Source organism: Planktotalea arctica (assembly GCF_002105285.1).
Lineage (GTDB): Bacteria > Pseudomonadota > Alphaproteobacteria > Rhodobacterales > Rhodobacteraceae > Planktotalea > Planktotalea arctica.
Genome location: NZ_MUHR01000017.1, coordinates 20,044 through 41,993 on the forward strand (window position 1 = coordinate 20,044; position 21,950 = coordinate 41,993).

General features: G+C 55.4%; 20 protein-coding genes, 1 tRNA gene and 2 pseudogenes. 13 read left to right on the plus strand and 10 right to left on the minus strand.

The window, feature by feature from the left end; genetic code table 11:
* Nucleotides 1-3: 3 nt before the first annotated feature.
* Entirely contained in the window at nt 4-2,622 is a 2,619-nt protein-coding gene (gene clpB, locus B9P63_RS15525; RefSeq protein WP_085310459.1) for an ATP-dependent chaperone ClpB, read from the minus strand.
* Nucleotides 2,623-2,848: 226 nt separating this feature from the next.
* On the opposite strand from clpB, the gene B9P63_RS15530 reads away from it, so the two are divergent.
* Complete coding sequence (locus B9P63_RS15530; RefSeq protein WP_085310461.1) at nt 2,849-3,118, plus strand: hypothetical protein; 270 nt, start codon at nt 2,849-2,851, stop codon at nt 3,116-3,118.
* Between the two features lie 69 nt (nt 3,119-3,187).
* Entirely contained in the window at nt 3,188-3,883 is a 696-nt protein-coding gene (gene pyrF, locus B9P63_RS15535) for an orotidine-5'-phosphate decarboxylase (protein ID WP_085310463.1), read from the plus strand.
* Here the strand turns inward: pyrF and B9P63_RS15540 are convergent.
* The gene (locus tag B9P63_RS15540) at nt 3,880-4,152 is read right to left on the minus strand and encodes an NfeD family protein (RefSeq protein WP_085310465.1); all 273 of its coding nucleotides are present in this window, start codon (nt 4,150-4,152) and stop codon (nt 3,880-3,882) included. The genes pyrF and B9P63_RS15540 overlap by 4 nt on opposite strands.
* A complete protein-coding gene (locus tag B9P63_RS15545) occupies nt 4,152-5,048 on the minus strand; it encodes an SPFH domain-containing protein (RefSeq protein ID WP_085310467.1) in 897 nt (298 codons plus the stop codon). Before B9P63_RS15545 ends, B9P63_RS15540 begins: the two co-directional genes overlap by 1 nt.
* Before the next feature lie 127 nt (nt 5,049-5,175).
* Between B9P63_RS15545 and B9P63_RS15550 the strand changes: the two genes are divergently transcribed.
* A complete protein-coding gene (locus B9P63_RS15550) occupies nt 5,176-6,429 on the plus strand; it encodes a DNA polymerase IV (RefSeq protein WP_085310468.1) in 1,254 nt (417 codons plus the stop codon).
* Nucleotides 6,430-6,444: 15 nt separating this feature from the next.
* Here the strand turns inward: B9P63_RS15550 and B9P63_RS15555 are convergent, their stop codons facing one another.
* Nucleotides 6,445-7,308 (minus strand): N-formylglutamate amidohydrolase, encoded by an 864-nt coding sequence (locus B9P63_RS15555; protein WP_085310470.1) that lies wholly within the window; start codon nt 7,306-7,308, stop codon nt 6,445-6,447.
* A 151-nt stretch (nt 7,309-7,459) separates the two neighbouring features.
* Between B9P63_RS15555 and B9P63_RS15560 the strand changes: the two genes are divergently transcribed.
* The 4 genes and pseudogenes from B9P63_RS15560 to B9P63_RS19580 form a co-directional block, all read left to right on the plus strand.
* Nucleotides 7,460-7,534: transfer RNA gene (locus B9P63_RS15560), tRNA-Val, on the plus strand.
* A 69-nt stretch (nt 7,535-7,603) separates the two neighbouring features.
* Entirely contained in the window at nt 7,604-7,729 is a 126-nt protein-coding gene (gene ykgO, locus B9P63_RS15565; protein WP_009828855.1) for a type B 50S ribosomal protein L36, read from the plus strand.
* A gap of 356 nt (nt 7,730-8,085) precedes the next feature.
* Nucleotides 8,086-8,229: pseudogene (locus B9P63_RS15570) on the plus strand (Lrp/AsnC family transcriptional regulator); the annotation flags it as partial.
* A 58-nt stretch (nt 8,230-8,287) separates the two neighbouring features.
* Nucleotides 8,288-8,452 (plus strand): annotated as a pseudogene (locus B9P63_RS19580) (enoyl-CoA hydratase-related protein); the annotation flags it as partial.
* Between the two features lie 143 nt (nt 8,453-8,595).
* Here B9P63_RS19580 and B9P63_RS15580 read toward each other — a convergent pair.
* The 6 genes from B9P63_RS15580 to B9P63_RS15605 all read right to left on the minus strand — a co-directional run bounded on the left by B9P63_RS15580 (nt 8,596) and on the right by B9P63_RS15605 (nt 14,937).
* Complete coding sequence (locus B9P63_RS15580; protein ID WP_085310474.1) at nt 8,596-9,450, minus strand: fumarylacetoacetate hydrolase family protein; 855 nt, start codon at nt 9,448-9,450, stop codon at nt 8,596-8,598.
* A 97-nt stretch (nt 9,451-9,547) separates the two neighbouring features.
* Complete coding sequence (locus B9P63_RS15585; RefSeq protein ID WP_085310476.1) at nt 9,548-11,062, minus strand: sugar ABC transporter ATP-binding protein; 1,515 nt, start codon at nt 11,060-11,062, stop codon at nt 9,548-9,550.
* Entirely contained in the window at nt 11,059-12,060 is a 1,002-nt protein-coding gene (locus tag B9P63_RS15590; RefSeq protein ID WP_085310478.1) for an ABC transporter permease, read from the minus strand. Before B9P63_RS15590 ends, B9P63_RS15585 begins: the two co-directional genes overlap by 4 nt.
* A gap of 12 nt (nt 12,061-12,072) precedes the next feature.
* Entirely contained in the window at nt 12,073-13,047 is a 975-nt protein-coding gene (locus B9P63_RS15595) for an ABC transporter permease (RefSeq protein ID WP_085310480.1), read from the minus strand.
* A gap of 46 nt (nt 13,048-13,093) precedes the next feature.
* The gene (locus tag B9P63_RS15600) at nt 13,094-13,891 is read right to left on the minus strand and encodes an SDR family oxidoreductase (RefSeq protein ID WP_085310482.1); all 798 of its coding nucleotides are present in this window, start codon (nt 13,889-13,891) and stop codon (nt 13,094-13,096) included.
* A 77-nt stretch (nt 13,892-13,968) separates the two neighbouring features.
* Nucleotides 13,969-14,937, minus strand: a complete 969-nt coding sequence (locus tag B9P63_RS15605) for a sugar ABC transporter substrate-binding protein (RefSeq protein ID WP_085310484.1) — start codon at nt 14,935-14,937, stop codon at nt 13,969-13,971.
* A gap of 570 nt (nt 14,938-15,507) precedes the next feature.
* On the opposite strand from B9P63_RS15605, the gene B9P63_RS15610 reads away from it, so the two are divergent.
* From B9P63_RS15610 to B9P63_RS15635, 6 genes are read left to right on the plus strand one after another with little or no spacing between them, the layout of a single operon-like run.
* Entirely contained in the window at nt 15,508-16,989 is a 1,482-nt protein-coding gene (locus B9P63_RS15610; protein WP_342743605.1) for an ABC transporter substrate-binding protein, read from the plus strand.
* 24 nt (nt 16,990-17,013) lie between these two features.
* Entirely contained in the window at nt 17,014-17,823 is an 810-nt protein-coding gene (locus B9P63_RS15615; protein WP_085310488.1) for an SDR family NAD(P)-dependent oxidoreductase, read from the plus strand.
* Nucleotides 17,824-17,883: 60 nt separating this feature from the next.
* Entirely contained in the window at nt 17,884-19,194 is a 1,311-nt protein-coding gene (locus B9P63_RS15620) for a M24 family metallopeptidase (protein ID WP_085310490.1), read from the plus strand.
* A 1-nt stretch (nt 19,195) separates the two neighbouring features.
* A complete protein-coding gene (locus tag B9P63_RS15625; RefSeq protein ID WP_085310492.1) occupies nt 19,196-19,960 on the plus strand; it encodes an SDR family oxidoreductase in 765 nt (254 codons plus the stop codon).
* 10 nt (nt 19,961-19,970) lie between these two features.
* Nucleotides 19,971-20,714 (plus strand): SDR family oxidoreductase, encoded by a 744-nt coding sequence (locus tag B9P63_RS15630; RefSeq protein ID WP_085310494.1) that lies wholly within the window; start codon nt 19,971-19,973, stop codon nt 20,712-20,714.
* The gene (locus tag B9P63_RS15635; RefSeq protein ID WP_245830714.1) at nt 20,714-21,898 is read left to right on the plus strand and encodes an alpha-hydroxy acid oxidase; all 1,185 of its coding nucleotides are present in this window, start codon (nt 20,714-20,716) and stop codon (nt 21,896-21,898) included. Before B9P63_RS15630 ends, B9P63_RS15635 begins: the two co-directional genes overlap by 1 nt.
* Nucleotides 21,899-21,950 lie beyond the last annotated feature (52 nt).

Here is a 21,950-nt window from a genome sequence, read left to right on the forward strand (position 1 = left end):
GTTTCAATGTACGACCGCATCATCCGGACGCGGGCGATTGATACTCGCAACGGTATCGCCGATGATCAAACCCTCGACACCAGCGCTCACCGACAGCGTTGCGCCGTCGCCTACATCACCCGCAAGCAGCATTTCAGCCAATGGGTTCTGCAGCGCGCGCTGGATCACACGCTTTAAGGGGCGTGCGCCGAACACGGGGTCATACCCTTCATCCGCGAGCCATTTGCGCGCGGCATCGTCCAGATCGAGCGTGATCTTGCGGCCCGCCAGACGCTTGGCCAAAAGCCCAAGCTGGATGTCCACGATACCCGCCATATCCTCGCGTGCGAGGCGATCGAAGATGATCGTCTCATCGAGACGGTTGAGGAACTCGGGCCGGAAATGCGCGCGCACCGCATCCATCACGTCGCGTTTCGCATCGCTGCTGTCGGACCCTTCAGGCAACATGCTCAGCGCCTGCGCCCCAAGGTTGGACGTCAGAATGATCAACGTCTGTTTGAAATCCACGGTGCGGCCCTGACCATCAGTCAAAACGCCATCATCGAGCACCTGCAAGAGCACGTTGAACACATCCGGATGCGCCTTTTCGACCTCGTCGAACAGCACGACCTGATAAGGGCGACGGCGGACTGCTTCGGTCAACACGCCTCCCTCATCGTAGCCCACATAGCCGGGAGGCGCGCCGATGAGACGCGAGACCGAATGCTTCTCCATGAACTCCGACATATCAATCCGCACCATAGCGCCATCATCGTCAAACAGGAACTCGGCGACCGCTTTCGTCAGCTCAGTTTTTCCTACGCCCGTTGGCCCAAGGAATAGGAACGATCCAAGCGGACGGTTCTCGTCGTTGAGACCGGCGCGCGCACGGCGTACCGCATCCGCGACCGATTTCACTGCCGTATGTTGGCCAATCACGCGGCCATGCAGTGCGTCTTCCATGCGCAGCAGCTTGTCGCGCTCGCCCTCAAGCATCTTGGACATGGGGATACCTGTCCAACGCTCGACCACGCCTGCGATCTGCTCGGGACGCACGGCCTCTTCGACCATAACGCCGCCCTCTTCGCGATCTTCTGCTTCGCCCAACGCCTTTTCCAGATCAGGGATCACTCCGTAGGACAACTCGCCCGCTTTGGCGAGATTGCCCTCGCGCTTGGCGATATCCAGATCGGCGCGCGCACGGTCAAGCTGCTCTTTGAGAGCGCGCGCACCCGCCAGCTTGTCGCGCTCAGCTTGCCACTGCGCCGTCATCTCACTGGAGCGTTCTTGCAGATCGCCCAGATCCTTTTCGAGCACCTCAAGACGATCCTTGGAGGGTTGGTCATCTTCCAATTTCAACGCTTCCGCTTCGATCTGCTTCTGCATGATATCACGGTCCAGCGTGTCCAGCTCTTCTGGCTTGGAATCCACTTCCATGCGCAGACGCGATGCAGCCTCGTCCATCAAATCAATCGCTTTGTCCGGTAGGAAACGATCTGTGATATAGCGGTGCGACAGGGTTGCCGCCGCCACAAGCGCGCTGTCGGAAATGCGCACGCCATGGTGGAGTTCGTACTTTTCCTTGATACCCCGCAGGATCGAAATCGTATCCTCAACCGTCGGTTCCTCGACCATCACAGGCTGGAAACGCCGCGCAAGGGCTGCATCTTTTTCAACGTGCTTTCGGTATTCATCCAAAGTGGTCGCACCGACACAGTGAAGTTCACCGCGCGCAAGCGCAGGTTTCAAAAGGTTGGAGGCATCCATCGCGCCATCGGCCTTGCCCGCACCAACCAGCGTGTGCATTTCGTCGATGAACAGCACGATTTCACCTGCGGCTGCCGTGACTTCGCTCAGGATCGCCTTCAGGCGCTCCTCGAATTCACCCCGATATTTTGCACCCGCAATCAGCGCGCCCATATCAAGCGACATGAGGCGTTTGTTGCGCAGGCTCTCGGGCACGTCACCATTAACGATGCGCAGCGCAAGACCCTCGGCAATCGCCGTTTTACCAACACCGGGTTCACCGATCAGCACCGGGTTATTCTTGGTGCGGCGCGAGAGCACCTGCATGGTGCGGCGAATTTCCTCGTCGCGGCCAATGATCGGGTCGATCTTGCCCTGCTCGGCCAATGCCGTCAGGTCCGTCGCGTATTTCTTGAGCGCGTCATAGCCTTCTTCGGCGCTCGCACTATCGGCGGTGCGCCCTTTGCGAATGTCGTTAATGGCGCTGTTCAGCGTTTGCGCCGACACTGCGCCCGCTTCCAGCGCTTCGCGCGCTTTGGACTTCACCAGCGCGAGCGCTTGCAAGATACGCTCTACGGGAACGAAACTGTCTCCGGCTTTCTTGGCCAGCTTTTCCGCCTCGTCCAGAACCTTCGCCGTTTGGTTGTCCAGGTAGACCTGCCCTGAATCGCCACTCACTTTAGCAATCTTGCCAAGCGACACTTCAAGCGCTTCCACGACGCGCGCGGGGGCACCACCGGCACGGGTGATCAGGTTGGATGCAAGCCCTTGGTCATCATCCATCAAGGCTTTTAGAATATGCTCGGGGGTTAAACGCTGGTGATCTTCACGCTGCGCAATGGTTTGCGCCGCTTGGATAAATCCGCGCGAACGCTCAGTGAACTTGTTAAGGTCCATGGCCGTACTCCTTTATAAAGCACCCGACTGGATTTTGCGCCTGCTTTGCAGCGCGCTTGGCGTCGGGCCTCGTCATTAATGTGGGGGGCAAAGCAATCTGTATCAAGAGCAGGCTGCCACGATATTAACGCTCATTCGGACACATTTCGCCCAGATTGGCAGGTTTATGGTTCATATAGTTAACAAAAGATTACTCCCGAGCAGGAGTGGAAACAGGAGCAAGACAATGATGATCGTAAAGCGGATCGACGTGACGCCAATAAACGAATTCAGCCCCGAAACAGGTGGCAGCGGCAAGGTGTCGTTTATCACTGACACGGGCGACATGATCTTTGATTGCCAGGTAAAACCCGGCCGCGACGCGGAAAAACGCAATCCCATGCTAGCCTTCATTTCCGAAGCAATGCGCCAAGTACAGCGCATGCCGGAATACCGTATCAGCAAATCCTACGTGAAATTCGCCCCTGGCGTTCTGCCCGAAGGCTTCGCGAGCTAAATTTCCAGCGGCTTGACCTGCATACACCTTCCACGCAATAGGAGGGCGTATTCAGCAGGAGAAGCCAATATGTCAGATGATCGCCTTATCGTCGCCCTTGATGTGCCAAATGCGCTTGAAGGGCTGAAAATGGCCGAAACCTTGGGCGAGACAGTGTCGTTCTACAAGATCGGCCTTGGCATGCTGACAGGCGGCGGATTTGCCTTGGCGAACGAGCTGAAGGCAGAGATGGGCAAGCGTATCTTTCTGGATATGAAGCTGTTCGACATTGGCGCGACGGTTGAGGCGGCAGTCCGTGGCCTTGCGCAATTCGATCTCGATTTCCTGACGGTCCATGGCGATCCACATGTCATTCGCGCCGCCAAGGAAGGCGCGTCAGGCACAAATTTGAAAATCTTGGGCGTGACGATTCTAACGTCGTTGGATCGCAGTGATCTTGATGATTGCATGCTGCGCGACGGCGCTGTTCCTGATCTGGTGATCGAACGCGCGGGCCGTGCTTTTGACGCTGGCGCAGATGGTATCATCGCCTCGCCGCAAGAAGCGGCTGCTATTCGTGCTCTGCCCGAATCCAAAGGCCGTTTGATCGTGACGCCCGGTGTGCGCCCCAGCGGAGCCGCACTCGGCGATCAGAAACGTGTCGCGACCCCCGCAAGTGCAATTGCCGATGGCGCAGATCATATCGTCGTTGGCCGCCCAATCCGCGATGCGCAGGATCGCAAAGGCGCGGCAGAGGCGATCATCGCAGAGCTTGCAGCACTCTAGTCGTTGATATCCTTATCCCAGACTTTCACTTGGCCTTTGTGAACGCCGAGTAGCTGGCGTAGCAATATCCATGAAATCAGGGATACAACCGCAAAGACAAGAAATGTCATGGGAACGCTGAGGCTAACAGCCGTCCCGCCAAACAACAAGATGAGCCCGACAAGCGCTGCGCCTATTGCGAACCCTAGGAAGATAAAGCTCGGCAGGAAAACTTCCAGAATGGCCAAGCCGACGGCAGCGATCATCCAGAATACCCAAGAGGTCCACATCACTTGGACCCTCCCTTGAGCATCTTGAAGGCATCGCCGAACGCATCCATCGCGCTTGATGGCACGACAATTGTTTGCGAACCTGCGCTAGTTCCAAGCGCTTTCAACGCCTCGACCTGTTTCAAAGCAACCTGGTATTGCGCAGCTTCCATGCCGTTGTCTGCAATCGCTTTTGCCACAACACTTGTCGCGTAGGCCTCAGCATCCGCAGAAATGCGGCGGGCTTTGGCGATTTGCTCTGCTGCATAAAGTTCCGCGTCAGCAGATAGCTCGACCGCGCGTTTCGATCCTTCGGCCTCTGTCACCTGCGCGCGGCGCGCGCGTTCGGCGTTAAGCTGCTGCAACATCGCATCGCGGGTCGCTTGATCGAGGTTCACGTCAAGCAGTTCGGCGCGCGTCACTTCGATACCCCAATCATCCACTGCGCTTTCGACCAGTTTCTTGATCTCGGAAATAAGCTGCGTGCGGTTAGATTGCACCTCGTCTAACTCCATCTTGCCGATCTCAGAGCGCACCATCCCCGCCACCGTCGTCGCAATCGCGCCGTCCACATCGCGGATACGGTAAACTGTCTTTTCAGGCTCTAGAATGCGGTAGAACACCGAAGTTTCCACCTGCACCAACACGTTGTCCGCCGTGATCGCATCCTGCGAAGCATTGGGAAGCTGGCGTTCCAGAATGGAAATCTTATGCGCCACCTTATCGAGGAACGGCACGATCAGGTTGATCCCAGGCCCCAGAACCGAGCGCAGACGACCAAAGCGCTCCACCACAAATTTCTCCGATTGCGGTACGATGCGAACGCCCAGCAGGATACAAATAATGATAAACACGGCGAGCAGCACGATGAACGTGTTCTCGCTCAGGAAATTCAGGGCTATTTGATCAAACGACATGGGCGTCTCCTAAAAGGTAATTCTTACATAAGCGTTGACGTGGCAAAGTACAAAGACTGGATGTTTGAATTCACCTCTCGCGCAGCGTAGGGTTGCTCCCTGATCCAAGCCCAAACGAGACGGCGAAATGCCCGCACTTTGCAGAGATTGTCTGAGAGACTTCAACAGCGGCGCGCGCTGCCCGTCCTGCCGCTCTGCGCGCGTGGTCTCGCACCCCGAATTGATGACGCTTTCCATCGCGCATATGGATTGCGATGCTTTCTATGCCAGCGTGGAAAAGCGCGATGATCCAACCCTTGCGGACAAGCCCGTGATCATAGGCGGGGGGCGGCGCGGCGTCGTGTCTACCGCTTGCTATGTTGCGAGGATCAAGGGCGTGCGCTCGGCAATGCCGATGTTTCAAGCGCTCAAACTTTGTCCCGATGCGGTGGTAATCCGCCCGCGGATGGAAGCCTATGTAGAAGCGTCCAAAGCGATCAAAGCAATGATGCTGGAACTGACCCCAGCCATTGAACCGCTGTCCCTGGACGAGGCGTTCATGGATCTGCGTGGAACAGAGCGTTTGCACGGCGCACCCCCTGCGGCGATGCTCGCGCGGTTGATCAAACGCATGCGCGATGAATTGGGGCTAAGCGGTTCAATCGGACTTTCGCATAACAAGTTCCTCGCCAAGGTTGCCTCCGATCTGGACAAACCACGCGGCTTTTCGGTGATAGGCGAAGCGGAAACCAGCGATTTTCTTGCAGGCAAGCCTGTGCGCATGATCTGGGGCGTCGGCCCTTCGGCGCAGGCATCGCTGGAAAAGGTGGGCATTCGCACCTTCGATGATCTGCTGCGCTGGGAAAAAGCAGATCTGGTTGCGCGTTTCGGCGGCACGGGCGAGCGGCTTTATCATATTGCGCGCGGGGAAGATTTCCGACGTGTTTCAGCCCATACGCCCGTCAAAAGCATCTCCAAAGAAACGACGTTCAACGATGACACCTCCAGCCTCGATATTCTTGATGGACATATTTGGCGACTGTCCGAGCAGGTCGCGGACCGCGCCAAGGCCAAAGGGCTGGCGGGACGCGTCGTTACACTCAAACTCAAACGTGCAAATTTCTCTGCCATCTCCAAGCGGATTTCCTTGCGCGAACCAACGCAACTTGCCGATCGCATCTACCGCGAAGCCCGCGCGCTGTTTGATAGCGTTGGCAACCAAGGGCCCTACCGCCTGATCGGAACGGGAATTTCCGATCTGAGCGATGCGGACGGGGCCGAGCCCGGCGGCGATCTGCTCGACCCCAACGCCGAGAAGCGGTTTAAGGCGGAACGCGCCACGGATGCCATTCGCGCGCGTTTTGGCGCGGATGCGATCAAAAAGGGGCGCGCGCTGCGCTAATTCATAGGCTGGGGTTTATTCCGCCGCCAAAGGTACAATGCGCTCGCGCCCGATATCAGCGATCTCTTTCAACACTCCGTTCAGCGAAGATTTCACCGTCTCGAACGCGCTATTGGGCGTCAAAGAGGCTTCGTTCATATAAATCGAACGATCAATTTCGATCTGAACCGCATGCTGGCTGCGCGAGGGGCGGCCATAGGTCTGGGTGATATAGGCCCCCGCAAAAGGCGTGTTGCGCGCGACAGTAAAGCCTGCAGCGGTAAATGCCGCTTCGATCTGATCCACGATGATCCCACTGGCAGATGCACCAAAGCGATCCCCGAGCACCACGTCGGGGCGGGTTTGATTGCCACGATTGAATCCATCGAGGGCTTCGCGCGGCATGGAGTGAACATCGACCAGAATCGCATGGCCAAACACCTGATGCGCCTCATTCAATATGCTTGAAAGCTGCGCATGATAGGGGTGCCAGAAATCATTGAGACGTTTGTTCGCCTCTAGCCGGCTCATCTTGCCACGATAAATCGCGCGGCCATTGGCCACGACGCGCGGTATGACCCCGAGGCCAGAGGCGATCCGCGGGTTATGGCCGTTTCTGCGCACACCCTCAATCAAAGCCGGATCAAGCTCTTCTACGCTGCGGTTCAAATCGACGAAAGCGCGCGGCACAGTGGCCGCCAACAGCGGCGCGCCGAATTCGGGCGCTCGGTCGATCAGCAGATCAACAAAGGCATCCTCGGACGAGCGGATCAGCAAATCGCTCAGAACGGAGCGGCGCATGAAGGACCAGGCATATTCGCGGCCACTGTGCGGGGATGCGAATACCACGCTAGAACCAAGCGCTTCGGGCCGAAATAATTTGAAGCCTGATCGTGGCATGAATGCTCCTATCCGATAAAACTGATTATAACGCTATTCATCCAATTACCAAAAGCCCTTGATCCTTGTTCCGACTCCTTTTATAGCCCGCTTATCGGCGCGAAATTTTGCGCCCCTTTTATTTGGGGTAATGGTTTTTCGTTGGTTTCATGGGCGATTAGCTCAGTGGTAGAGCACTTCGTTGACATCGAAGGGGTCACAAGTTCGAACCTTGTATCGCCCACCATGAATTTTTTGCCCAATTTCGGGCGTAACCACCGAGGCGCACGCAGCGCCGCGTAAGAGGAGAAGACCGATGAAGGTTAAAAACTCGCTCCGCTCGCTGAAGTCGCGTCACCGCGACTGCCGTATCGTGCGCCGCAAGGGCCGTGTTTATGTGATCAACAAAACACAGCCACGCTTCAAAGCCCGTCAGGGCTAAGAGCAATTCGCTTTTAGAATTACAAAAGGCCGCCTCTTTCGAGGCGGCCTTTTTGTTTGGGCTTTCAGGCTATTACAAAGAATGGTGAAGCCCGCAGCCAAAGGCCGCCATGGGATCAGGCAAAGACAGTTAAAGCACGAAGCCTTTTACTTGTTGTGGATTCCGCCGCCGCTGATCTTCGACAGTGACAGCTGGATCCTAGCGTTCGGATTGCATTACGTTTATTGAACTCGGCAGGCTGCGACATATTCATATCGCACCACGATAAACACGTCTTGCCGAGCAGTTAGGATTAGCGAGACGTGGATTTTTTCGTTTTAGTCGAAAAACGGCGCTCGAATGAAAGGCCTGATTGAATGAAGAAACTTGCCCTTGATGCAGCAGACATCCGCATTCTCAGCGCGCTTCAGCAGCATGGGCAATTGAGCAAGGCCAAGCTAGCCGAAATTAGCGGTCTTTCCGCGACACCATGCTGGGCCCGACTATCCAGATTGAAAGCTGGCACTCAAAAGGAATAACCCCGTGACCACATCTGACATCCTGCTGCGCGATTTGGACGTGAAAAATGTATCGCGGCGCAATGCCTGTTCCGAGGCGATGCTGACGGAACTGGATGCCGCCTTTGTAGACGCAGGAGTCGACATAAAGGTGCGTATTATTGTTCTGGCAGCCAATGGTCCTTTCTTTTGTGCAGGTCATGACCTTAAGACGTTAACCGCCGCCCATTCGAACGAGGATGGTGGCAAAGTCTACTTTGCAAATGTGATGGTGATGTGCGCAGCCGCGACCAAGCCAAAGAGATCGCGCAAAAGGCAAACGCAGATCAAATGGCTCCGGCTTAATGCGCCGGAGCTTTTTGTGTCCTGTCAGGCTGGCAAAACCTTTGATTTCTGCTCGCCCAAACCGGCAATTCCCAAGGTCACAACCTCGCCGCCATGCAGATATTGCTGCGGTGACTGGCCCATACCCACACCGGGAGGTGTTCCGGTTGAAATCACATCGCCCGCCTGCAGGCTCATGAACTGGCTGCAATAGGAAACGAGGTGGGGAATCTTGAAGATCAGCGTCGAAGTTGAACCGGTCTGCATCCGCTTGCCATCCACATCCAGCCACATATCCAAGTCATCCATGTCTGCGATCTCATCAAGTGTCACAAGCCAAGGTCCAGTTGGCCCAAAGGTGTCGCAGCCTTTGCCCTTATCCCACGTTCCCGCACGGTTAAGCTGAAAATCACGCTCTGACACATCATTGATCACACAAAAACCAGCGACATGATCCATCGCGTTGGCCTCGTCGATATAGGACCCCGGTTCACCAATAACGACGCCCAGTTCGACCTCCCAATCCGTTTTGACCGAGCCGCGTGGGACTTGAATATCATCATTCGGGCCGACCACGGCAGAGGTCCATTTGTTAAAGATGATGGGCTCTTCAGGGATCGGCATGCCCGCCTCTTCGGCGTGATCAGCGTAGTTCAGGCCAATGCAAACGAATTTGCCGATACTCCCGACACAAGCGCCCAGGCGCAGATCGTCTTGGGGTGTTCCGTCAACCAGTGGCAGCGTTTCCGGATCAAGCGCGTGCAGGGCTTTCAGGCCAGAGGGGCGTAATGTACCGCCAGAAATGTCCGGCACGACGCCCGACAAATCCCGCACGCGGCCCGATGCGTCCAGAAGTCCGGGTTTTTCTGCGCCTGGTGCGCCATAGCGGAGAAGTTTCATTTCATGTCCTCTTGTTTAGTAGAAAATTTGGTTTCTTCACGCTGTGCCGCTCACAGGTTAGGGCCATGTCTGCCAGTACAGAAAAGCCAAGTACACCTCAGGCGACCTTATCCGTGGCAGTGATTCCCGAAATAGCCTGAATAAGGCTCTCCTCGGTGACCTCTTGCGAGGCGAACGTTCGCATAACCTTACCTGAGAACATCGCGACGATCCGGTCGCTGACGTGCAGTACTTCGGGCATCTCGGAGCTAACCACGATGACAGCATAGCCTTGTGCAGCCAATTCACGGATCAGGTTGTGAATCTCGGATTTTGATCCCACGTCGATGCCGCGTGTCGGCTCATCCACCATCAGCACTTTGGGATGCATCGACAACCATTTGCCAATAACGATCTTTTGCTGATTGCCGCCAGACAGATTGCCTACCGTCTGCTTCCAGCCCGGCGTGCGAATATCGAGCTTGTCTTTGTATTTATCAAAAATCTCTGTCTCGGCTCCGGTCGCGACAAAGGGGCCGGATGACAAATCACCCACTTGCGGCAGGGTCATGTTATCACGGCAATTCATGCCCAGTACCAAGCCTTGGCCCTTCCTGTCCTCGGGCACCAATGAAATACCCTTGCTGATTGCATCGGCGGGGGAAGACACGTGCACTTCTTCACCATCTAACAGAATTGTTCCGGCACTGGGGTTCCGCAATCCAAACAATGTCTCAACGATCTCGGTGCGCCCCGCCCCGACTAGACCGTAAAAGCCCAAAACCTCACCACGGCGGACCTCAAAACTAACGTCTTTGAATAAGTCTCCACAAGAAAGGCCGCGCACTTCTAGGGCTACATTGCCCATCTCGTGATGGCTTGCATTGCGCGACAGATCGAGCGCGCGGCCGATCATCAACTGCGTGACCTCTTCTTCGTTGGTGTTGCGGGTCTCAAGGGTGCCACGGTAGGATCCGTCCCGCAGAACGCTAATCCGGTCGGTGATCTTGAAAATCTCTTCCATCCGGTGAGAAATATAAATGATTCCAACACCCTGGCTTTTTAAGTCGGAGATGACATCAAACAGCACGACTTTCTCGGCGTCGGTCAGGGATGCTGTGGGTTCATCAAAAATGACCGCCTTTGCGTCCACGGTAAGCGCACGGGCGATCTCGACCATCTGCTGATTGGCAATCGACAGATCACCAACAATCGTTTTGGCGCTGAACCCCACCTTCAGTTTTTCAAGGATCGCATCGGTTTGCGTATAAAGCTTGGCCCAATCCACCCGCCCGAAGGAAAGTTGCGGTAACTCGCCCAGATAGATGTTCTCTGCGACACTCAGTTCTTCCGCGAGGCTGAGTTCCTGATGAATAAACACAATGCCCTTTGATTTCGCCTGTAAGGGCGAGGTCATGACGGTTGGCATTTCCGCTACGATGATCTGGCCTTCTTCGGGCTGATAGATGCCGCCCAAAACTTTCATCAACGTTGATTTTCCAGCGCCGTTTTCCCCCATCAGGGCGTGGACTTCACCGGGCATCACCGACAAGGAAACACCATCAAGCGCGCGAACGCCGGGGAAGGTTTTGACGATCCCTTCAAGGCGCAAGGCGGGTGGCTGTCCAGTCATATCTTCAACTCCTCTTTGCCCTTGGCGTTCAACTGGCGGTCTAGGAACAGAACCGCGATCAGGATCAGGCCAATCACAAGGTTGACGGTCGATGTATCAGCACCGATGTGACCCAAGCCCTTGCGCAACAACTGAATTGCCAGAACGCCGCCCAATGTGGATACGATAGACCCTGCCCCACCGGTCAATTTAGTGCCGCCCAGAACTACGGCCGTAATGACCCAAAGCTCGTAGAGTTGGCCGTCATTGGGATTGACCGACCCGGATTCAGAATAAAATACCACCGCCGACAAGGCCGCCAGAAAGCCGATGATCATGAAATTGATCAACATGTGCGGACCAACCTTGATGCCTGCATTTACCGCCGCCTCGCGGTTGTTCCCGATGGCATAGGCGTTGCGCCCGTGCACCGTGCGCGTCATCACGTACCAGATGATCAGTGTCACCACCGCCAGAAACCAAGTCGCTGTGTGAAAACCCAGAAATTGCGCCTCAGCGAAGTCTACCAAGGTCCAGTTCAGGCTAGAGGTTGGGTTTTCGCCATTGTACATGAACACCAGTCCGCGAAAGCCCAGCATGGACCCTAGCGTTACGATGAAAGCGTCAACACCGGTTTTCCAGACGATCAACCCGTTGATCGCACCCAAGACGACACCCGTCAGTAATGCCAGAGCCCAAGACACAGGGATCACCCAATCGCCCAAGCCTGCAAAGACAGCCCACGTCATACTGTCGAGCAGTATCACCGCCGACAGCGCAAAAGTGGCACCGACGCTCAGGTCGATATTCCCGTTCACCATGATGATCGTCATGCCCATGGCGATAATGCCGATGGGGGCCGATTGCTTGAGCAAAAGTAGCATATTATCGACATCCATGAAGGCCTTGTCTGACAACGACATGAATTCACCCGCCACGCTGAAGAAAATCAATTCAAGGACGATAAAGCCCCAGATCGCGCCGTTCTTGAGAAATTTGGACAGTTTTCCAGCTTCCATTTTTCCGCTCCCTTACGCGATATTTGACCAAAGCTTGCCGCGTTTGGCTGCAATATCGAGCCAGACCGCAAGAATAATGATTACCCATGTCACGACGAACTGGACATAGAACTGAAGACCGACCAGCAGCAAACCGTTCTGGATAAAACCAAGGATCAGCACCCCGATCACAGTTTTGAAGATGGTTCCGGACCCGCCGAGCAAGGACGCACCGCCCAAGATTACGGCGGCAAGAACATCAAGCTCAAGCCCTTGTCCGACGGTGTTTTGCGATCCCAACGAGCGGCTCGCCTGAATAAGCCCGGCTACGGCAACACAGAAGGCGGACATCACATAGCACAAGAAGACTACGCGTGCGCGCTTGATCCCCGAAAAGGTCGCAGCAGTCCCGTTTCCACCTACGGCATAAACTGTGCGTCCGAAGGGCGTCTTTGCCAAGATGATGCCCAACAGCGCCGCCAAGAGTACAAAAATCAGAATGGGTACAGGAATTCCCAGAGCAGATCCTTGGCCAAATACGGCGAACCAAGTACCTTCTTTATCAACGATATCCATGTTCTGACCACCCGAATAGGTCAGGGTCAGGCCATGAATTGCCGACAACATGCCCAAGGTCACAATCAGAGAATTCAGCTTAAGGTATCCAACCAAAAATCCGATGAACGCACCAAGACACAGGGTCATTGCAAACATCGCAGGAATAGCAAGCGCCGGACCGATCTTGTCGTGCAGATCAAGCACCACAATGGTAGAGAACGACATCATCGACCCGACAGACAAGTCGAGGTTGCCGCTAATGACAACAAAAGTCACGCCAAGCGCCATAACCCCTAGAATGGCCGACGAACGCACCACACCCATAACATTGTCAGGGCTCAAAAAGCGTTCGTTTGCCAAAGTAAAGCCGATGATGAACACCGCAAAAGCAATCAAAATGCCTTGCCGTGCCAAAAACCGTCCGATGTCTGCTTTCGACATGCTCGCCATATTTCCCTCCCATGGGCCAAAGGCCCGGCCATTGTTGGCCATTTCGTCAGACCAATGTCATCCCACCATCGATCATGACGATTTGTCCGGTCATGTAATCACTATCTTTGGACGCCAAATACGTCGTTGTTCCTGTGATATCTTCCGTCTTTGCAACGCGCCCCCGCAGGATTTCCGATGAGAATTCCTCCATCGCCTGTCCTGGCCGGTCGGCGGCACCAATCTCCATCAAGTCCTGATCAACTTGTTCCCACATCTCGGTGGCCACCACACCGGGCGCAAAGCCTGTGACGGTAATGTTATGCTTTGCCAAATCGCGTGCACCCGATTGGGTTAACGCCACGACGGCGAATTTACTGGCACAATACGGGGCAACATTGTCAAACCCCTGACGGCTGGCGATGGATGCCGTGTTGATGATTTTGCCACCAGTGCCCTGGGCAATCATTTGATGGGCCGCTTCTTGCATGCCAATCATGCAGCCCAATCCATTGACCCCCATGATAAAGTTCCAGTTATCTTCGGTCACTTCAAGAAAGTTCATCGGGCGGTTCACGCCAGCATTGTTGAATTTCACATCAAGCTTACCAAAGACCCGAACCACATGCGCGATCATCGCTTTGACTGACAAGCGGTCCGTTACATCGACCTGCGCGTAGGTGACCTTGCAGCCATGCTGCGTCGCTCTGTCAATATTTGCATCCGCAACTTGTGCAACCTTATCGCCATTGATGTCTGCAAAACATACGTCAGCACCTTCAACCAATAGTGCCTCGGCAATTGCGCGCCCGATACCTTGCGCCGCACCTGTCACAATACATGACCTACCAGTCACACGCCCCATGACGCGTCCCCCCGTAAAACGTTAATGAGTGTAGAATTGGAACGGGGCGCCGAAACGCCCCGCAACATGGGGGGTATTTAGAACACAGGCTTTGTGAACTCCGCCTGGTTATCTTGCGTGATCTTTGGTGTGTCGAAGTAGTTGAGGAACGGAAGCTCTTTACCGCCAATCAGATCAATTGCGGACTGAAGCGCTGCTTCTGCGTCATCAACGGGCGACTGATAGATCGAACCCCAGTATTCGCCGCGCTCCATGGCCTCATAACCAACTGCGAAGTTGGTTGCGCCGACGAAGGTGATCCCTTCGGCACGGTCTGCCGCAAGTGCAGCGTTCAGGGCGCCAACACCCATGTTATCATCGCCAGCATAGACACCGTCGATGTCGTCATACTTCACAAGAAACGCTTCCATAACCTGCTGGGATTTTTCACGGTTCCAGTCGCCGGGCTGTGTCTCAACCAGCGTGACGTTCGGGCACACTTGTGGCAAACGATCGTCGAAGCCTTGTTGGCGCTCAATGGCGGTCGTGTAGCCAGGCTGGCCAGAAATCTGCACAACGCGCGCTTCGTTTTCGATTCCGAGGTCCTTGAACCGATCACACATGATTTCAGCGGAACGCGACCCTTGCGTGACGTTGTCGGGGCCAGAGAAGGTTGCGACGAATTCGAAACCGGCTTCGGCGATATTGGAGTTCGTTACAACAACCGGAATGCCAGCAGAATGCGCCTTGCGCACAGCTGGGATCACCGCTTCACCGTTTGTCGGCCAGATAATAATGGCATCAACTTCCTGCTGGATCAGGTCTTCCATCTGAGCGATCTGGCGGGCGACATCGCCACCGGCATCAAGGACGACGACTTCGACACGCTCATTTGCTTCAGCTGCTGCGATGAACGATTTTTCATATGTTGTCTGGTAGCTATCGACGCCGACGTTGTTCTGGGTGATGCCAATGCGCATTGGGCTGTGGCTATCCGCGTAAGCTACACCAGCGATAGTCAGTGCTGTCGTTGCAGCAGTTGCAGTCAGGATTGTGCGTAGTTTCATCGTTTTCTCCTCCAAGAAATTAGTAGACTTTTACGTCTGCTCCCCGCTCTCCCAAGGGGGAATCACCATTCGGAATCCCGATGTGATCTCTTCAACCTTGCCGTGAGCGTCCCACCACAACCTCCAAAATAATATCCATTCTGAGGACTAATAAGTCCATTTTGGATATTTTTGCGATACATTTCGAAGCCATTCCCACACCACAATGAGGCGTAGCTCATGACGATTCCAAAATCACCCGAAACGGACAAATCACGTGGCCGGGGCCAATCGCGCCATCGCCACACTATCAAGAAGGTAGCGACAGAAGGTATGAATGTCATGAGGGCGGATAATTTCAATCAGCTCATGCCGCCTCAGGCAAAAGCTGATATGTTGAGCGTTCTGTCCTTCATGCAAGGCCTTGGCGATGAGTTAGAGAATTCGTCCGAATTGTTTGCGTCCACGCCGAACCTACGCATTACAATGCATCTGATACGAGGGCATCTTGAGGGGCGACTCTCGACGATGACATCCCTGATCGGAGCCAGCCGTGCGCCCTACGCAACGGCCAATCGCCGCATAAAAGATATGCAAGAAGCAGGGTTAATTGATCAGCGACCGCGTACTGCAACCGGAAAGAGCTTTTCATTGCATCCAAGCATTCATCTGCTGGAACAATGGACACAGTTAACGAGCCGCGTGCACCGCCTTGCAAGTGCACAATTCAGCGGCACCGCTACAGCAGAAACATCCGACTACTATTTTGGCGGATCATACCTGAGTGCGAAATCGATTCCTCCAATGAAGGTCCTCGCCGAGCCGCTCAAGCTGACGGGGGGGCTGCGCGTACTGGTACATGGCGATCCGACCTTCATGGTGATGGACAACCTCAAACGCCAGTTTGAACAGACCATCGGCACGCAGATTCATCAACGTGCCTTTTCCATTGATCGCCTGCACGAAGAAACAGTGCGCAACGCAAGCCGTAAATCGAGCAATTACGACATCATTGCCGTTGATCTGCCTTGGGTCGGCGGCTTCGCTGAAAAGAACGTGTTGATGCCTCTTGATGAGGTCATGGATATTGCCCGTATCGATCCATCCGATTTCCACACAGCTGGCTGGCAAGCCGCCCACTGGGGCGGTCGCGCGTACGGTATCCCGGCACAAACGACTCCGGAACTCTTGTTCTACCGCAAAGATCTTTTTGCGCAGGCAGGGCTTGAACCACCCACAACCACCCAAGAGTTACTGAACGCCGCAAAGGCGCTGCACGATCCACAACGCGGGCAATATGGCATAGCGTGGAACGCGGCGCGCGGGACGGCATTGGGTCACACGGTCCTGATGACATTGGCAGATTTTGGTCAGCCCATCCTTGACCTGACCCCGAATGCTGGCGGCTTTGATACCCAGCATCTTGCCAACCGTGACTATCGCTTCACGATTGATACCCCTGCGGCATTGGAAGCGGCAGAGTTTCTCAAAGATCTGCTCAACTATTCGCCCCCCGATATTCTTTCGATGTCATGGTATGAACGCATTCGCCCCTATGCCGCGGGGCGGATTGCTATGGCTTACGGTTACACGCTGCTTGCCCCCTATTTTGAACTTGATGAGGCGTCGCCTGCCAAGGATCAGACCGGATACCTGCCACACCCTGCGGGACCTAACGGGGCGCCTATCTCACCAGTTGGCGGCTATCTAATGGGAATACCCGCCAACCTGCCAAAAGAACGTGTTGCAGCGGCGGTCGAGGCCTTGCTGGTCTTCACCTCACCCTCGGCACAAAAGCTGTATGTCCAGAACGGAAGTCGTACCAATCCACGCTATTCAGTGGGTTCAGACTCCAGCGTTCGCCGTCTGTCCCCGATATTCGAAGCGATCGACGGGATGTCCTGGCGCGACGAACTTCAGTTCTGGCCGAGGCCACCGATCCCCGAAATCAACAAAATCATCCAGATTTGTGGAGAAGAATTTCACGACATGCTGCGCGGTATCATCAGCCCCCAAGACGCACTGCACCGCGCTCAGCAAAGAGCGGACGCAACCCTACAACCACCAATATAATCATGACGTCAGGAGAAGACACCCATGGACCCCAACCGCCTCAAAGGTAAAAACATTCTCATCACAGGTGCCGCACGCGGCATGGGCGAGGCCAACGCACGTTCCTTTGCTGAACAAGGGGCCAATGTCTGTATCGGTGATCTATACCTCGACATGGCAAAAGCTGTCGCAGATGAGATCAATGCAGCTGGCAATGGTATGGCGATTGCCGTCAAAATGGATGTCACCAAACGTGAAGATAACGCCACCGCCGTGGCCGCGACTGTCGCAGCGTTCGGATCAATCAACGTAGGTGTGTTCAACGCTGGCCTGAACAAACCCCGGTTCTTCATGGATATCGATGAAGACAACTGGGACATGATCATGAACGTCAACACCAAGGCGATGTGGCTGGGTATGCAGGAAACCGCGCGCCAGATGATCGAACAGGGGCCAATGGACGGTCACCCTTACAAGTTGATCAACGTCGGCTCCATCGCTTCGCGCAAGCCGCTAATTGATGTCACAGTTTATTGCACATCAAAATATGGCTGTCTGGCGCTGACACATTGTGGTGCCCTTGGTCTTGCAGAGCACAATATCACTGTAAACGGCTACGCACCGGGCGTCGTTGTGACCCCGCTTTGGGAACAGCTCGACAAGGACCTTGTTGATATCGGCTTCAAGGAAAAGGAAGGCCAGGCCTACGACGACATCGTGCGCGATGCGTTACAGATCAAGCGCGTATCTTACCCCAAGGACATCGTCGGCACCGCATCCTTCCTTGCGTCAGACGACAGCGACTACATGACCGGCCAGATGATCCACGTCGATGGCGGCTGGTGCATCCAATAACGGCCCACCCTTTTCAAATCGCAAATGCAGACGAGGCCTAGCGCCTCGAAGGAGCCTTCAATGTCAGAACGTCCGAGCAATGCCCTTATGCCAAACCTGCTCACCCCAATGGATCTTGAGCCGAATTGGGAATGGCGCGACAAGCTGCCGGCCCATGGCCACATGTCCGTGGATTTTGAAAATCGGGTAAACCACGACCGCTTGCGTCGTTACCGTCTTGCACGGACCCGTCAGTCCCTCCAAAACTCGAACGCGGGCACGCTACTTTTGTTTGATGTGAACAATATCCGCTACGTATCGGCCACCAAGATCGGTGAATGGGAACGCGACAAGATGTGCCGCTTCTGTCTTTTGACTGGTGATGACAGCCCATACGTTTGGGATTTTGGATCCGCGGCAGAGCACCACAAACGCCATTCCGATTGGCTGGAACCCAGCCACTGCCTTGCTGGCGTTGTCGGCATGCGCGGAACCATCCCGCCGGAATTCGGATTGATGCAGAAATATGCCAAGCAGATCGCCGGATTGATCCGCGATGCAGGCATGGGCGATATGCCCGTTGGTGTGGACTATGCTGAAACGGCGATGTTTCACGCGCTGCAACAAGAAGGTCTCAATGTGGTCGATGGCCAACAGATCATGTTGGCAGCGCGCGAAATCAAAAATACGGATGAAATCCAGCTTTTGACCCAAGCCGCTGCTATGGTCGATGGCGTCTATCACATGATCTACGAAGAGCTGAAGCCGGGCATCCGCGAGAACGACATCGTCGCCCTATCCAACAAGATGCTCTACGAGATGGGCTCCGACGACGTCGAGGCGATCAACGCCATTTCCGGTGAGCGCTGCAACCCGCATCCGCATAACTTCACCGACCGTCTTATCCGGCCCGGCGATCAGGCGTTCTTTGATATCCTGCAATCCTACCAAGGCTATCGCACCTGCTATTACCGCACATTCAACGTTGGCCGCGCAACACCCTCGCAAACCGACGCCTATACCAAGGCCCGCGAGTGGATTGATGCCTCCATCGCGATGATCAAACCGGGAGTGTCCACGGATAAGGTGGCCGAGGTTTGGCCAACAGCCCAAGAGCTTGGCTTTGCGAATGAAGATCAAGCCTTTGGTCTTCAATTCGGTCACGGGCTTGGGCTGGCATTGCACGAACGGCCCATCATTTCACGCGCGGTATCGATGGATCATCCGATGGAGATCAAGACCGGCATGGTCTTCGCTCTGGAAACTTACTGCCCTGCAACCGACGGCTATTCCGCTGCGCGGATCGAAGAAGAGGTCGTGGTGACGGAAACAGGGTGCGAGGTCATCAGCCTCTTCCCTGCGGAAACACTGCCGATCGCGAACCGGTACTGATATGGGCAACCCATTTGACCTGACCGGTCGAAAAGCATTGGTCACTGGCGGAGCAACCGGCATCGGCGAGGGCATTGCCCTCGGCCTTGCGGCCGCCGGGGCCGATGTAGCACTGACCTATCGCAGCCATCAACCCGACGACACTATGGCAAAGATCAAGGCGTTGGGTGTCAAAGGTGCCACCATGAAAGCCAACTTCTCCGGCATGGATGAAGCCGCGGCCGAGGATGTGGTACGCTTTGCCGATGACGAATTGGGCGGGCTTGATATTCTGGTCAATAACGCCGGGATCATCCACCGCGAAGACAGCACTGACATGCTGCTTGAGGATTGGCGGCACGTGCTGTCGGTGAACCTTGATTCTGTATGGCTGCTGTCTCAGGCGGCGGGCAAGCGCATGGTGGCCCAAGGCTCGGGCAAGATCATCATCGTTTCCTCTGTATTGGCATCGCAAGGCGGTCTGCGTGTTCCAGCATATGTTTCCAGCAAACACGCTGTAGTCGGTCTAACAAAGGCACTTTGCAATGAGTGGGCACCGCACGGTGTCAACGTCAATAGCATCGCACCTGGCTACACCGCCACAGACAACACGCAAGCGCTGCGCGACGATCCGGACCGCTCAAAAGCGCTGCTCGAACGCATTCCAGCGGGCCGTTTTGCCGACCCTTCAGAAATCGCAGGTGCTGCGGTTTTTCTGGCGTCTGACGCCGCCAATTATTGCCACGGAAGCGTGGTCACAGTCGATGGTGGCTGGCTCGCCCGCTAGGAGAGAGACTATGGAACAATCACTTAAAGGGAAAATCGCTCTGATCACTGCAGCCGGAGCAGGAATCGGACGCGCCAGCGCTGAAGCGCTTGCCGCGCGCGGCGCACAGGTCGTCGCGACGGATCTGAACGGCGATCTGGTTACCGATCTGGCAGATACCTGCCCTCACATCACAGGCCACGCGCTGGACGTGCTGGACGCTGAGGCGATTCACACACTTGTCGCTTCTGTCGGACCTGTCGACATACTGCTCAATTGTGCGGGCTGGGTACATGATGGCACGATCCTTGATTGCGATGACGACGTCTGGGATCGTGCCTTTGATCTGAATGCAAAGGCGATGTATCGCATCACACGTGCGGTGTTGCCCGGGATGCTCGCCAAAACGTGCGGGTCGATCATCAACATCGCCTCTATCGTCTCTAGTGAGAAAGGCGCACCGCGCCGCTTCGCCTATGGTGCGTCAAAGGCGGCAATTATTGGCATGACCAAGTCCATCGCTGCTGACTTCGTCAAGGACGGTATTCGCTGTAACGCAATCTGTCCTGGCACCGTGCAAAGCCCGTCTTTGAACGACCGCCTAAACGCGACCGGTGATTTCAACAAAGCCCTAGCTGCTTTCAAAGAACGCCAACCTATGGGGCGGCTTGGCCAACCCGAGGAAATCGCCGAAATGGTATGCTATTTGGCAGGTGACATGTCTGCCTTTACCACAGGGCAGGCTTTTGCCATCGATGGTGGATGGTCAATTTGATGGGACTGGACCGTGCAGCTTCAATCGATGATCTGCGGCTACGCGCCAAAAATCGCATCCCGCGCTTTGCGTTTGATCTGGTGGATGGCGGAGCCGAAAGCGAGCGCAATATGCGGCGCAACACAGAAGCGTTCGAGGAAGTTGAACTTACGCCGCGCTATATGGTCGATGTATCCAACATCGACATAAGCGCGACCGTGTTCGGGCAAACCTTCGACGCTCCCCTTGGCATGGCACCGATCGGTATGCTTAACGCATTCTGGCCGGGTGCCGACCTGACGCTCGCGCAGCTATGTAAGGCGAAAAACATTCCTTATACCGCCAGTTCTGCCTCTTCGACCACGCTGGAGGAACTTGCCGAAGCTGCCGATGGCAACGGTTGGTTCCAGCTGTACGTGTCTCGTGATCCAACTGTGACCGAAGGCTTGATCGCACGAGCAGAAGCGGCTGGCTACACAACATTGATGGTCACCGCGGATGTCCCAGCCGCAGGTAAGCGTGACCGCGACATCCGTAACCAGCTTGCTGTGCCCTTCCGGTTTACGCCCGAAGTGATCTTGCAGTGTGCAATGAACCCGCGTTGGGCCCTGACCAGCCTGAAACATGGAAAGCCAAACGTGGCGAACTATGCCGACCTTTTGCAAAGCGCGACGTCCTACGCGGATGTGCAAAAAACCTTGATTACACCGGGGTTCACCTGGGAAGACCTCAAACGCCTGCGTACGCGCTGGAAAGGCCGGCTTCTGGTCAAGGGAATCCTGCATGCCCAAGACGCCCTATCCTGCACAGAATTGGGCTGCGATGGGATAATCGTGTCTAACCATGGCGGCCGTCAGGTGGCCTTTGGCCCTCCAACGATCGAAGCATTGCCCTCCATTGCCGAGGCTGTCGCAGGCCGCATGACCATTATCCTCGACAGTGGCATCCGGCGCGGCGCAGATATCTTGCGCGCAAAGGCCCTTGGGGCCGACTTCGCGCTCGCAGGTCGTGCGTTCGCCTATGGTGTTGGTGCAGGTGGTAACGCAGGCGCGCAACACGCGTTTGAAATATTACAGTTGGAGCTGATCCGCGCTTTGGGGCAACTTGGCATCCCGTCTTATGAGACTATCGGTGCGTCTGAACTCAGCACATTCAAAGCAACGACGTCTTCGGATCAATCGTCTATTCAGCTTGATTACCCCTGAATTCAAAATCCAATTTTGGTTTTAGGCGGGCCTTGCGGGTTTCACTAATTCC

Bases quoted from the DNA above. Each gene is read 5' to 3' on its own strand.
- clpB (WP_085310459.1), bottom strand. From the start codon at position 2,622: ATGGACCTTAACAAGTTCACTGAGCGTTCGCGCGGATTTATCCAAGCG.
- B9P63_RS15530 (WP_085310461.1), top strand. From the start codon at position 2,849: ATGATGATCGTAAAGCGGATCGACGTGACGCCAATAAACGAATTCAGC.
- pyrF (WP_085310463.1), top strand. From the start codon at position 3,188: ATGTCAGATGATCGCCTTATCGTCGCCCTTGATGTGCCAAATGCGCTT.
- B9P63_RS15540 (WP_085310465.1), bottom strand. From the start codon at position 4,152: ATGTGGACCTCTTGGGTATTCTGGATGATCGCTGCCGTCGGCTTGGCC.
- B9P63_RS15545 (WP_085310467.1), bottom strand. From the start codon at position 5,048: ATGTCGTTTGATCAAATAGCCCTGAATTTCCTGAGCGAGAACACGTTC.
- B9P63_RS15550 (WP_085310468.1), top strand. From the start codon at position 5,176: ATGCCCGCACTTTGCAGAGATTGTCTGAGAGACTTCAACAGCGGCGCG.
- B9P63_RS15555 (WP_085310470.1), bottom strand. From the start codon at position 7,308: ATGCCACGATCAGGCTTCAAATTATTTCGGCCCGAAGCGCTTGGTTCT.
- ykgO (WP_009828855.1), top strand. From the start codon at position 7,604: ATGAAGGTTAAAAACTCGCTCCGCTCGCTGAAGTCGCGTCACCGCGAC.
- B9P63_RS15580 (WP_085310474.1), bottom strand. From the start codon at position 9,450: ATGAAACTTCTCCGCTATGGCGCACCAGGCGCAGAAAAACCCGGACTT.
- B9P63_RS15585 (WP_085310476.1), bottom strand. From the start codon at position 11,062: ATGACTGGACAGCCACCCGCCTTGCGCCTTGAAGGGATCGTCAAAACC.
- B9P63_RS15590 (WP_085310478.1), bottom strand. From the start codon at position 12,060: ATGGAAGCTGGAAAACTGTCCAAATTTCTCAAGAACGGCGCGATCTGG.
- B9P63_RS15595 (WP_085310480.1), bottom strand. From the start codon at position 13,047: ATGGCGAGCATGTCGAAAGCAGACATCGGACGGTTTTTGGCACGGCAA.
- B9P63_RS15600 (WP_085310482.1), bottom strand. From the start codon at position 13,891: ATGGGGCGTGTGACTGGTAGGTCATGTATTGTGACAGGTGCGGCGCAA.
- B9P63_RS15605 (WP_085310484.1), bottom strand. From the start codon at position 14,937: ATGAAACTACGCACAATCCTGACTGCAACTGCTGCAACGACAGCACTG.
- B9P63_RS15610 (WP_342743605.1), top strand. From the start codon at position 15,508: ATGCAAGAAGCAGGGTTAATTGATCAGCGACCGCGTACTGCAACCGGA.
- B9P63_RS15615 (WP_085310488.1), top strand. From the start codon at position 17,014: ATGGACCCCAACCGCCTCAAAGGTAAAAACATTCTCATCACAGGTGCC.
- B9P63_RS15620 (WP_085310490.1), top strand. From the start codon at position 17,884: ATGTCAGAACGTCCGAGCAATGCCCTTATGCCAAACCTGCTCACCCCA.
- B9P63_RS15625 (WP_085310492.1), top strand. From the start codon at position 19,196: ATGGGCAACCCATTTGACCTGACCGGTCGAAAAGCATTGGTCACTGGC.
- B9P63_RS15630 (WP_085310494.1), top strand. From the start codon at position 19,971: ATGGAACAATCACTTAAAGGGAAAATCGCTCTGATCACTGCAGCCGGA.
- B9P63_RS15635 (WP_245830714.1), top strand. From the start codon at position 20,714: ATGGGACTGGACCGTGCAGCTTCAATCGATGATCTGCGGCTACGCGCC.